Consider the following 11,581-nt stretch of genomic DNA (forward strand, 5'->3'; position numbering starts at 1 on the left):
CAGAGTGATCCAAACACTACGAATGAGAGGAACGTTCTGCATGGAGCTCACTGGTATCGGCGTGTGGAGTGGCCAGCTACGCTACAACGACGAATCCGAAGCCGCCGATGCCGCAGCCGAATTGGACGAACTGGGTTACACCGCACTGTGGATTCCCGATGTCGGAGGGCGGTCGGTGCTCGACGCGGTCGGCAACCTTCTCTGCGCGACAAAGCGTGCCGTTATCGCCACCGGCATTCTGAACCTTTGGATGCATGAACCACAGGACGTGGCGGCCGAGTACGCCGCACTCACCGATCAGCACGGCGATCGGTTCCTGCTCGGCATCGGAGTCAGCCATGCACCGCTGATCGACTCCCGCGAACCCGGCCGATACCGCAAACCGCTCGCGGCCACCGCGTCATTTCTGGACGGATTGGACGCCGCCGACCGGCCGGTACCCACCAACCACCGCGTGCTGGCGGCACTGGGACCAAAGATGTTGCAGCTGTCGGCAAACCGCGCTCGCGGTGCCCACCCCTACCTCGTCACCACCGAGCACACCGCCTCAGCCCGAGAAACATTGGGTGCGGGCCCCTTGCTGCTGCCCGAACAGACCGCCATCCTCACCGACGACGCCGACGAAGCGCGCCGCATCGGAACCGATTGGCTACGTTCGTATTTGGCCTTGCCCAACTATGCCAACAACCTGTTGCGCAGCGGCTTCACCGAAGACGATGTGCAGCAGGTGAGCCAACGCCTCTTCGACGCCATCATCGCATGGGGCGACGAGGACGCGATCCTGCGCCGGGTCGCCGAGCATCACTCGGCCGGCGCGGACCACGTCTGCGTGCAGGTACTCACCGCGGATCCACAACAGTTTCCGCGCGAACAGTGGCGGCGCATCGCCGCGGCTTGGTAACAGCAACGCAAAAGCCCCCGAAACCACGCTGTTTCGGGGGCTATTGCGTAACGCCGAGCAGACGCCTAAGCACCCAATTTCGGCACGAAATAGGGGCTTTTGCGTCTGCTCGCGCTCGCTACGTGAGTGAGTCCGGCGGCAGGAAGCGGTCGCCGTACTTCTCAGCCAACTCCCGGGCCCGGGCCACGAATGCTTCCTTGCCCCTGCCGAGCGGTCCCTCGTAGCCCACGATGAACTGCGCGCTGCCTCCGGTCCACGGCGGGAAACCGATACCCATGATCGAACCGATGTTGGCATCGGCCGTCGACGTCAGCACGCCCTCGTCCAAGCACTTCTGCGTCTCGAGCGCCTCGGCGAACAACATCCGGTCGATCATGTCCTGCAGCGGCGGCTCGGACGAACCGGACTTGAACGCCTCCCGCAGACCCGGCCACAACCCGGACCGCTTGCCGTCGGGGTACTCGTAGAAGCCGGCACCCTTCAACCGACCCGACCGGCCGAGCTCGATCATCTGCTCCACCACGGCTTCTGCCGGGTGCGGGTCATAAGTACCACCGGCCTCCTCGACACCCTTGCGGGTAGCCACCGCGATCTTGTGCATCAGCTCCAGGTTGAGCTCATCGGACAGCTGCAGCGGCGGCGCGGGATAACCGGCCTGGGAACCGGCTTGCTCGATGCTGGCCGGCTCCACGCCCTCGCCGAGCATCGCCAGCGCCTCGTTGACGAAGGTGCCGATGACGCGGGAGGTGAAGAAACCACGGCTGTCGTTGACCACGATCGGCGTCTTGCCGATGGCCAGGGTGTAGTCGAACACCCGGGCCAGCGCCTCGTCAGAAGTCTTCTCGCCCTTGATGATCTCTACCAGCGGCATCTTGTCGACCGGAGAGAAGAAGTGGATCCCGATGAAGTCCTCCTGCCGCTTGACGCCGGTCGCCAAACCGGTGATCGGCAACGTGGAGGTGTTGGATCCCAGCACCGCGTTGGGCTCGACGATGTCTTCGATCTCCTGAAACACCTTGTGCTTGAGTTCCTGGTTCTCGAACACCGCCTCGATGACGAAGTCCACGCCCTTGAGGTCGGCGGGGTCGGCAGTCGGCGTGATACGCCCCAACAGGGCGTCGCTGCGCTCCTGCGTGGTGCGGCCCCGCTCTAGCGCCTTTGCTTCGAGCTTTTCGGAGTAGCCCTTGCCCTTCTGAGCCGCTTCGAGCGAAACATCCTTGAGCACAACGTCGTAACCCGCCTTGGCGGATACGTACGCGATGCCCGCGCCCATCATGCCGGCGCCGAGCACACCGATCTTGTTGATCTTCACCGGCTCGATGCCCTCGGGCCGCGATCCGCCGTTGTTGATGGTCTGCAGGTCGAAGAAGAAGGCCTGGATCATGTTCTTCGAGACCTGGCCAGTCACCAGCGTGGTGAAGTAACGGCTTTCAATGCGGCTGGCGGTGTCGAAGTCGACCTGTGCGCCCTCGACAGCGGCTGACAGGATGGCCTTCGGCGCCGGCATCGGCGCACCCTTGATCTGCTTGCGCAGCAAGGCCGGGAACGACGGCAGGATCGACGCCAGGGCCGGCGACGAGGGGGTCCCGCCGGGCATCTTGTAGCCCTTCTTGTCCCACGGCTGTTCGTGTGCGTCAGGGTTGGCCTTGATCCACGCCTTGGCGGCGGGCACCAATTCCTCGACGGTGGGCAGCAATTCGTCGATCAGGCCCAGTTCCTTGGCCTTGGCCGGCTTGAACCGCGTGCCCTGCGACAGGATGTTGACGAACGCGTTCTGGATGCCGAACATGCGCACCGAGCGCGTCACGCCACCGGCACCGGGCAGCAGGCCCAGCGTCGCCTCGGGGAACCCGAACTGCGATCCCTTCACGTCGGCGGCGATGCGGTGATGGCAGGCCAGCGCGATCTCGAGGCCGCCGCCGAGCGCGGCGCCGTTGAGGGCGGCCACCACCGGCTTGCCCAGTGTCTCGAGCGTGCGCAACTGCTTCTTGACGTTCTCGACCAGATCGAATGCCTCACCGGCGTTCTCCGGCCCGATCTGGATCATGCTCTTGACGTCGCCGCCGGCGAAGAATGTCTTCTTGGCGCTGGTGATCACCACACCGGTGATCGAATCCTTCTCGGCGACAAGACGATCCACGGCCTTGCCCATCGACTCGATGTAGGCCTCGTTCATCACGTTCGCCGACCCGGACGGGTCGTCCAACGTCAGCGTGACGATACCGTCGTCGTCCTTGTCCCACTGAATGGTGTTGTCAGCCATTGCTGTTCGAAACCCTCTCAGACTCGTTCTACGATCGTCGCGACACCCATGCCGCCGCCAATACACAGCGTCACCAACGCGCGCCGGGCGTTGCGCCGCTCCAGCTCGTCGACCATGGTGCCCAGAATCATGGCGCCGGTCGCACCCAGCGGGTGACCCATAGCGATCGCGCCACCGTTGACGTTCAGCTTCTCGTCGGGGATGTCCAGATCCTTCTGGAACTTCAGCACCACCGACGCGAAGGCCTCGTTGAGCTCGAACAGGTCGATGTCGTCAACGGTCAGGCCGGCCCGGTCGAGAACCTTCTTGGTGGCCGGAGTGGGGCCGGTCAGCATGATGACCGGGTCGGCACCGCTGGTGGCGGTGGCGACGATACGTGCCCGTGGGGTGGCGTTGATGGCCGCGCCCGCCTTTTCCGACCCGATCATCACCAGCGCCGCGCCGTCGACGATCCCAGAGGAGTTGCCGCCGGTATGGACGTGGTTGATCTTCTCGACGTAGTGGTACTTCTGCAGCGCCACGTCGTCGAAGCCACCCATCGCCGCGAGGGCCTCGAACGCCGGCTTCAGTTTGCCCAGGCCTTCCTTGGTGGTGTCGGGCCGCATGTGCTCATCGTGGTCGAGGATCAGCAGACCGTTCTGGTCGCGAACGGGCACGACGGACTTGGCGAAGTAGCCGCCCGACCACGCCTCGGCGGCCTTCTCCTGGCTGCGCAGCGCATAGTTGTCCACGTCGTCACGCGAGAATCCCTCGATGGTGGCGATCAGGTCGGCGCCGATGCCCTGTGGGACGAACATCACGTCGTAGTTGGTGGCCGGGTCCAGACCCATGGCGCCGCCGTCGGATCCCATCGGCACCCGGCTCATCGACTCCACGCCGCCAGCCAGCACCAGGTCGTCCCAGCCCGAACGCACTTTCTGGGCCGCGGTGTTGACAGCTTCGAGGCCAGACGCGCAGAACCGGTTGAGCTGCACGCCGCCGGAGGTGACGGGCATACCCGAGGCGAGCACCGCGGCGCGGGCGATGTCGCCGCCCTGGTCGCCGACTGGCGAGACGCAGCCGAGTATGACGTCGCTGATCAGGTTCTCGTCGAGGTCGGGGTTGCGCCTGCGAAGTTCTTCGATCAAGCCCACGACCAGGCTCAATGGCTTGACTTCGTTCAGCGAGCCGTTGCGTTGCTTACCGCGGGGCGTACGGATGGCCTCATAGATGAAGGCTTCTTCGGACATGTCGATTTCCTGTTCCAAAAGGGAGGGTTTGGATCCGTCTTACAGACTAGGTCCAGTACAGGCACACTAACAGGGCGCTCGGCCAACCTGTTGGTTGGGAGGGATTTTGCAGGTCAGACCCCGTCGAAGGGCGAATTGTCTGCGGGACGGGTTCGGCCACATGGCTGTGCCATGGGCGGTGATTTCGCTGCATGCCGCCGCCGAGCGTCACGCCAGTGTTGCCGTCGGCGTCGAGCGTCACGCCAGCGTGACGTTCGGCGTCCAGAAGGACGATGCGCCGCTCCATCACCTGCAATCACTCGGACTGGCCCGCTTGTTTGGAAACGACCGACCAACACCATCCCGGTCGCCGACCCGCCAAGCGGAGTTGCGCTCGACCCGGTCACCGGCGCCGTCTCCGTCACTGGCACCGGCGCCGCCGGTGATGGTGCTCAGCAAGTAGCAGGAATCGGCGAACAACAGCCCTGGCCCTAAGCTCGTCCAACATGACGGTGCCGAGGCTGCGGCCCTACGCGACCACGGTGTTCGCCGAGATGTCGGCGCTGGCCGCGCGCATCGGCGCAGTGAACCTCGGGCAGGGCTTTCCCGACGAGGACGGACCCCCGGAAATGCTGCGCGCAGCCCAGGACGCCATCGCTGAAGGCGTCAACCAGTACCCACCTGGTTTGGGCATCGCTTCGCTGCGCCAGGCCATCGCCGCCCAGCGCCAACGACACTTCGGCATCGAGTACGACCCCGACACCGAAGTGCTGGTCACCGTCGGCGCCACCGAGGCCATCGCCAGCGCCGTTCTGGGGCTGGTGGAGCCCGGCTCGGAGGTGTTGCTGATCGAGCCGTTCTACGACTCTTATTCACCAGTGGTCGCGATGGCCGGCGCGCACCGGGTCGCGGTGCCGCTGGTCCCCGACGGGCGGGGCTTCGCACTGGACGCCGACGCGCTGCGGCGAGCCGTGACACCCCGAACCAGGGCGTTGATCGTGAACTCGCCGCACAATCCGACCGGCACGGTGCTCAGCACGGCCGAACTACAGGCGATCGCGGACATCGCGGTCGAAGCGGACCTGCTCGTGATCACCGACGAGGTGTACGAGCACCTGGTGTATGACGGCCACACCCACCAGCCGCTGGCCGGATTCGCCGGCATGGCCGAGCGCACCCTGACCATCTCGAGCGCGGCGAAGATGTTCAACTGCACCGGCTGGAAGATTGGATGGGCTTGCGGCCCTGCGGAATTGATCACCGGGGTGCGCGCGGCCAAACAGTATCTGAGTTATGTCGGCGGTGCACCGTTCCAGCCGGCGGTGGCCCTGGCACTGAACACCCAGGAGAGGTGGGTGTCCGGCTTGCGCAACTCGTTGCAGGCCCGGCGCGATCGGTTGGCATCCGGCCTGACCGAGATCGGCTTCTCGGTGCACGACAGTCGCGGCACCTACTTTCTGTGCGCCGATCCGCGTCCGTTGGGCTACGACGACAGCACCGCCTTCTGCGCGGCGCTCCCGGAGCAGGTGGGGGTAGCGGCCATCCCGATGTCAGCTTTCTGTGACCCGGCCGCCCCGCACGCAGACCTCTGGAATCATCTGGTGCGCTTCACATTCTGCAAACGCGACGACACCCTGGACGAGGCACTGCGGCGACTGGCCGCATTGCGCTAATCGCCCATCACGCGCTTGCGCAAACCCTCCAGCGCGGCATTGAGGATCTTCTTTCGAGCCAGTTTTACCCAGAATTCGGGCAACGGCGCCGAAGGTTCGACGGTGATGGTGAAGCGCACCCTGGTCTTGTTCTCACCCTCGCGAATGAGGTTGTACTCGCCATGCTGTCCGTGTTGCTGGGCGGTCCTATTTGCGTCCCAGACCATCCAGTCCGGACCCCAGTGATATTCCAGCAGCTCGGTGTCGACGATGCCGGTCACCCTGATCCAGACCTTCACGTGATGCGGGCGGCCATCGGGATAGGTGTCGATCACCTCGGCACGTTTGTGCACTGACGACCACGAAGGCACCGAGTCCATATCGGCGAGCGCGTCGATTATCACCTCGGGGGAAGCCTCGATGACTATTTCAGACGATGCTTGGACGGCCATTGCTACCAAATTATCAATGCAATGCCGTCACGGACCATGGCGAAACGCCACGTGCCGACGCTAAAGCAGACTGGCGGGAACCGCCATGAACAGCACGGCCAGCATCAGCGCCAGCAGGAACCAGCCGACGCCCTGCCAGACCCACCAGCGTCCTCGCACTCGCCAGACCTGGTAGGTGCGCACGAATGCGGCGATACCGCCCAGCAACAAAATCAGCGGAGACCCAAACGCTAAGGCGTTGCGCCGCAACGGGCCGCACCGCTCCAGCGCTTGGTCACCGGAACCGGATTTGCAGCCAATGGCCCACATGACGGTCAGGAACAGTACGAGAAGTGCGACCACCACCACCGCACCGGCGAACCGGGTGGCGTTTGCGACTGTCCGCTGGTCCCGCGGCCCGGGCGGGCCCGCCGTCGTCGGAGAATCGCTCATCGCCAAGTCGGCTACCCGGCCGCGGCCGATTTAATCGTGGCTACTCGGATTGATCGGAGCGGTCGGCGTCCTCGACCAACTTTCGCAAGCCTTCGGTCGCCGCCGCCAGTACCGCGTTGCTGGTCCGTTTGACGAGGAAAGCAGGAATGGGTCCGGCCGGTTCGACGGTGATGTCGAATCGCACGCGGGATTTGTCGACGCCTTCCGGCTTTACGGTGTATTCGATGTGTTGGCCGTGCTGTTGGAAGGTCTCTTTGGCGTCCCAGACCACCCAGTCCGGTCCCCAGTGATATTCGAGGATCTCGTTGTCGACGATGCCCAGAATCTTGACCGTCGCCTTGACGTGATGCGGACTGCCGTCGGGATAGCAGTCGAGAACCTCGACCTTCTTGTGCACCGGCGACAGCTGCGGCAGGGCATCGATGTCTCGCAGCGCCGCCATGATCTTGTCCGGCGGTGCGTCAATCACGATTTCCCGCGATGCTTGTACGGCCATCCAGGCCAAGCTAGCAACGCCGCCGCGGTTGCGGGCGGTGTTGCGTCAATTAGTTGTTACCAGCCGATTTCGTTAACCGGCGTGGTGGCAGCGGGTGGCGGTCCCACCGGATCGGCCGGTGTGCGAGAAAACCGCGGCGCGGGCGCGGCCTGATCGACACCGTGTGCGGTGATCACCGTGGATCGCCCGCGCAGATGCGCGTCGACCGCCGCTTCGGACCAAGTCAGCACCGGCGTCACGCATGCGTCCGTACCGGCGAACACTTCGGTCCATTCGTCGCGGGTGCGGCTGGCGAACTTTTCCGTGAACAACTCACGCATCCGCGGAAAGGCCGTCAGGTCAAGCTGATTCGGCACTTCTTCGGGCAACAAGCCGAGACCGGCCAGCAACGCCGCGAAGAACTGCGGTTCGATGGCACCGACGGCCATGTACTTGCCGTCGGAAGTTTCATAGCAGCGGTAGAACGGAGCGCCGCCGTCCAGCAGAAACGATTCGCGCTCATCGCGCAGCGCGCCCGTCGACTTCATCGTCCACATCATCTGGGCCAGCAGGCTGACCCCGTCGACCATGGCGGCGTCGATGACCTGGCCCCGTCCCGAGCGCTCCCGCTCGTACAGCGCGGTGGCGATACCCAGCAGCACCAGCATCGATCCACCGCCGAAGTCGGCGACCAGGTTCAGCGGCGGCGTCGGGGGCCGGTCGCGGTAGCCGAGCGAAGACATAGCGCCGGTCTGCGACAGGTAGTTGATGTCGTGCCCCGCCGTCGACGCGAGCGGCCCGTGCTGTCCCCAGCCGGTGATGCGGGCATAGATCAGGCCAGGATTGACGGCAGCGCAGTCCTCGGGGCCGATGCCCAGGCGTTCACAGGTTCCCGGCCGGAAGCAGTCCAGCAGCACGTCGGCCTTGCCCGCCAACCCCAGCAGCACCTCGGGTTGCGTCTTGACATCCAGATCCACGATCCGCTTCCCGCGGTGCAACAGATCGCGATCCTCGGCCGGCATCGTCAGGCCGCCGGGCCGGCGCACCCGCACCACGTCGGCACCCAGATCGGCCAGCACCATGCCGGCGTGCGGTCCCGGTCCGATGCCGCCGAGTTCGATGACCTTGACCCCGGCCAGCGGCCCCCCGCGAACCACGTGAACTACTTGCCCTTCTTGACCTTCAGCACCCGGTTGCGCAGTTCCTTGGTCGCCGAGTCAATGGTGCCCTTGACGGCCCGCTTGAGCACGAACCCCGGCAGCGGGACGTTCGGGTCGACGGTGATCTCCATCTTCACCAGGGTGGCCTCTCCGTCCTTGGCGCCTTGCGGCACCAAGGTGTACTTCCCATCCTGCGACTTCTGCTGGCCGGAACTGACCAGCGTCCAGGTGACCTCATTGCCGCTCCAGCTGTAGGCCACAACCTGCTCGTCGGTGATGCCCGCGGTCTTGACCTTCATCTTCACTTTGCTGGGACGCCCGTCGGCTCCCGTCTCGAGGATCTCGGCGCTCTGGTGCGGTTCGGACCACTCCGGCATCGCCTCGAAGTCAGCGATGACATCCAGGATCTCCTCGGGACTGGCTTCGATGACGATGTCGCGGGATTCTTTGATTGCCATGGCCCGCACGATATCGAAACAGTGCCGCGGCGGGAATAGTCATGTTGCCGACGCGCCCTTTGCGGGGCGTACCGTCGTTTCCGTGGCTGATCCCGTTTACACCGTCGGTGACTACCTCCTGGACCGCCTCGCCGAACTCGGCGTCTCGGAAATCTTCGGCGTGCCCGGCGACTACAACCTGGCGTTCCTCGACCACATCGTGGCCCATCCGAAGCTCCGGTGGGTCGGCAACGCCAACGAACTCAACGCCGGCTATGCCGCCGACGGCTACGGCCGGTTGCGCGGATTGTCGGCTGTGGTAACGACATTCGGCGTGGGTGAGCTCTCCGCCGCCAACGCTATCGCGGGCAGCTACGCCGAACACGTGCCCGTCGTCCACATCGTCGGCGGCCCATCCAAGGACGCCCAGGCCACTCGCCGGGCGCTGCACCACTCGCTCGGCGACGGCGACTTCGAGCACTTCTACCGAATCAGTCGCGAAATAACCTGTGCTCAAGCCAATCTCATGCCCGCCACGGCGTGCCGGGAGATCGACCGGGTGCTTGAGGAGGTGCGGGAGCAGAAGCGCCCCGGATACATTCTGATGTCGACCGACGTGGCACGCTTTCCCACCGAACCGCCGGTCGCGCCCCTGCGCAGCTACTCCGGTGGCACCAGTCCCCGGGCCCTGGCGCTGTTCACCGAGGCCGCCGCCAAACTGATCGCCGACCACCAATTGACGGTGCTCGCCGACTTGTTGGTTCATCGCCTGCAGGCGGTCGAGGAGCTCGAATCGTTGCTGGCGGCCGACGTGGTGCCGCACGCCACGCTGGTGTGGGGCAAGAGCCTGCTCGACGAGAGCTCACCCAACTTCCTGGGCATCTACGCCGGAGCGGCCAGCGCCGAACGGGTCCGCGCGGCTATCGAGCAGGCACCGGTACTGGTCACCGCCGGGGTGGTGTTCACCGATATGGTCAGCGGGTTTTTCAGCCAACGGATCGACCCCGCCCGCACCATCGACATCGGGCAGTACCAGAGCAGCGTCGGCGACGAGGTGTTCGCCCCGCTCGAGATGGGTGCCGCCCTCACGGCATTGGCTGCGATCCTGACCGAACGCGGTGTCAAATCGCCGGCGGTGGCGCCGCCACCCGCCGCGCCGCCGCCCCCCACTCCCGCCCGGGACGAGCCCCTTACGCAACGGATGTTGTGGGACCGGTTGTGCTCGGCGCTCACCCCCGGCAACGTCGTGCTGGCCGACCAGGGAACGTCGTTCTACGGCATGGCCGACCACGTACTGCCCCAGGGTGTCACCTTCATCGGCCAACCCCTTTGGGGCTCAATCGGTTACACGCTGCCAGCCGCGTTCGGCGCCGCGGTGGCACATCCGGAACGCAGAACCGTCCTCTTGATCGGTGACGGGGCAGCGCAACTTACCGTGCAGGAACTCGGCAGCTTCTCCCGGGAAGGGCTGTCCCCGGTGATCGTGGTGGTCAACAACGACGGCTACACCGTGGAACGAGCCATCCACGGGGAAACGGCCCCGTACAACGACATCGTGGCCTGGCGGTGGACCGACGTTCCCAACACGTTGGGGGTGGCCAATCACCTGGCGTTCCGTGCACAAACCTACGGCGAACTCGACGACGCGCTGACGGCCGCCGCCGAACACAAGGACCGCATGGTGTTTGTTGAAGTGGTGTTGCCTCGGCTGGAAATCCCTTACCTGCTCGGGCAATTGGTGGGATCCATGTCACCGCCCGAGGACGCGCACCGCCGCTAGCCGCTCGACGCTCGTCCGGTCGACGAGATGATCGCCCGCACCGTGCCCCGGCATCGCCCGCAATCGTCGCCTGCCCCGCACGCGGCGGCAACCTGGTTGCAGGTGGTGGCTCCGGCCGCGACGGCATCGGCCACGGCCTGACTGGTGATGCCGTTACACAGGCACACGAACATCGACTGGCCTTATTCCGCGTCGATCCGCATCATGTCGAAGTAGCGGCCGACGAAGAGCGGCGGATAGGCGCCCGTGCCTGCCCCGCCTGTCATCCACTCGGCGGTGGAATCGGGATGGTCGATCCACCGCCGCGCACCCTCTTCGTCCGGAAACTCCTGCAGGATCAGTACCTCGTGGGAGTCGTCAAAGGCTTGAAACACCCAGGTTTTTCGGATCCCGGCCGCGGCGAACCTGTCCATTGCGAACCCGACCTCTGCGGTGAGTGTCGAGACGTCCTCCACCGAAGCGAACGCGGCCAGCACCACACCCGGCGCCTTGGGCGCTGCGGGTTGGGTAGTGATGAATCTTTCGACGATCTCGCCGGCGAACACCGCCGGGATGTCGTCGACTCCAGCCTCGTCGAACCAGTCGAAGAAGACCCGCGATTGCAGCAGTTCGACGATCGGTTCGCGACTGTGCACCCCGATCATGACCAGTACGCGACCGTAATCGTGCGTCGACAGGTAGACCAAGACGTGGTGGGCGCCGATGTCGGCAAGGGCCGCCTTGTTGCGTTCGAGCAGCGGCCACACCCGGGTCGGGTCCGGGATCCGGTAGTCCGATGCGATCACCATCGAGTGCAGGTCACCGTTCGTCATTGGCGCCGC

At 65.1% G+C, this 11,581-nt stretch carries 13 protein-coding genes; 4 read left to right on the forward strand and 9 right to left on the reverse strand.

Features of this window, described 5'->3' with window-relative positions; genetic code table 11:
• Positions 1-40 precede the first annotated feature (40 nt).
• Complete coding sequence (locus BN972_RS25655) at positions 41-901, forward strand: LLM class F420-dependent oxidoreductase (protein ID WP_036365021.1); 861 nt, start codon at positions 41-43, stop codon at positions 899-901.
• A gap of 118 nt (positions 902-1,019) precedes the next feature.
• Here the strand turns inward: BN972_RS25655 and BN972_RS25660 are convergent, their stop codons facing one another.
• Positions 1,020-3,164 carry a 3-hydroxyacyl-CoA dehydrogenase NAD-binding domain-containing protein gene (locus BN972_RS25660; RefSeq protein ID WP_036365023.1) on the reverse strand — a complete coding sequence of 715 codons (2,145 nt, stop codon included), beginning with the start codon at positions 3,162-3,164 and terminating at the stop codon, positions 1,020-1,022.
• Positions 3,165-3,181: 17 nt separating this feature from the next.
• The gene (locus tag BN972_RS25665) at positions 3,182-4,393 is read right to left on the reverse strand and encodes an acetyl-CoA C-acetyltransferase (protein WP_036365027.1); all 1,212 of its coding nucleotides are present in this window, start codon (positions 4,391-4,393) and stop codon (positions 3,182-3,184) included.
• 160 nt (positions 4,394-4,553) lie between these two features.
• Between BN972_RS25665 and BN972_RS25670 the strand changes: the two genes are divergently transcribed.
• Together BN972_RS25670 and BN972_RS25675 are read left to right on the forward strand one after the other, a co-directional pair.
• Entirely contained in the window at positions 4,554-4,835 is a 282-nt protein-coding gene (locus tag BN972_RS25670) for a hypothetical protein (protein WP_036365030.1), read from the forward strand.
• 43 nt (positions 4,836-4,878) lie between these two features.
• Positions 4,879-6,045: a pyridoxal phosphate-dependent aminotransferase gene (locus BN972_RS25675; RefSeq protein WP_036365033.1), complete on the forward strand. Its 1,167-nt coding sequence runs from the start codon at positions 4,879-4,881 to the stop codon at positions 6,043-6,045.
• On the opposite strand, the gene BN972_RS25680 is transcribed toward BN972_RS25675, so the two are convergent.
• The 5 genes from BN972_RS25680 to BN972_RS25700 are packed head-to-tail and all read right to left on the reverse strand — an operon-like array spanning position 6,042 to position 9,001.
• Positions 6,042-6,476: an SRPBCC family protein gene (locus BN972_RS25680; RefSeq protein ID WP_036365036.1), complete on the reverse strand. Its 435-nt coding sequence runs from the start codon at positions 6,474-6,476 to the stop codon at positions 6,042-6,044. The genes BN972_RS25675 and BN972_RS25680 overlap by 4 nt on opposite strands.
• A 60-nt stretch (positions 6,477-6,536) precedes the next feature.
• On the reverse strand, positions 6,537-6,908 hold the full coding sequence (locus tag BN972_RS25685; protein WP_036365039.1) for a hypothetical protein: 372 nt from the start codon (positions 6,906-6,908) through the stop codon (positions 6,537-6,539).
• Between the two features lie 40 nt (positions 6,909-6,948).
• Positions 6,949-7,404 carry an SRPBCC family protein gene (locus BN972_RS25690; RefSeq protein WP_036365042.1) on the reverse strand — a complete coding sequence of 152 codons (456 nt, stop codon included), beginning with the start codon at positions 7,402-7,404 and terminating at the stop codon, positions 6,949-6,951.
• 56 nt (positions 7,405-7,460) lie between these two features.
• Positions 7,461-8,540: a CaiB/BaiF CoA transferase family protein gene (locus BN972_RS25695; RefSeq protein ID WP_036365044.1), complete on the reverse strand. Its 1,080-nt coding sequence runs from the start codon at positions 8,538-8,540 to the stop codon at positions 7,461-7,463.
• 5 nt (positions 8,541-8,545) lie between these two features.
• Entirely contained in the window at positions 8,546-9,001 is a 456-nt protein-coding gene (locus BN972_RS25700; RefSeq protein WP_036365047.1) for an SRPBCC family protein, read from the reverse strand.
• 82 nt (positions 9,002-9,083) lie between these two features.
• On the opposite strand from BN972_RS25700, the gene BN972_RS25705 reads away from it, so the two are divergent.
• Positions 9,084-10,760 carry an alpha-keto acid decarboxylase family protein gene (locus tag BN972_RS25705; RefSeq protein WP_036365050.1) on the forward strand — a complete coding sequence of 559 codons (1,677 nt, stop codon included), beginning with the start codon at positions 9,084-9,086 and terminating at the stop codon, positions 10,758-10,760.
• Here the strand turns inward: BN972_RS25705 and BN972_RS25710 are convergent.
• Together BN972_RS25710 and BN972_RS25715 are read right to left on the reverse strand one after the other, a co-directional pair.
• Entirely contained in the window at positions 10,757-10,933 is a 177-nt protein-coding gene (locus BN972_RS25710) for a (2Fe-2S)-binding protein (RefSeq protein ID WP_036365052.1), read from the reverse strand. The genes BN972_RS25705 and BN972_RS25710 overlap by 4 nt on opposite strands.
• Before the next feature lie 9 nt (positions 10,934-10,942).
• Complete coding sequence (locus BN972_RS25715) at positions 10,943-11,572, reverse strand: hypothetical protein (protein WP_036365055.1); 630 nt, start codon at positions 11,570-11,572, stop codon at positions 10,943-10,945.
• Positions 11,573-11,581: the final 9 nt, after the last annotated feature.

It is taken from the genome of Mycobacterium asiaticum DSM 44297 (assembly GCF_000613245.1).
Lineage (GTDB): Bacteria > Actinomycetota > Actinomycetes > Mycobacteriales > Mycobacteriaceae > Mycobacterium > Mycobacterium asiaticum.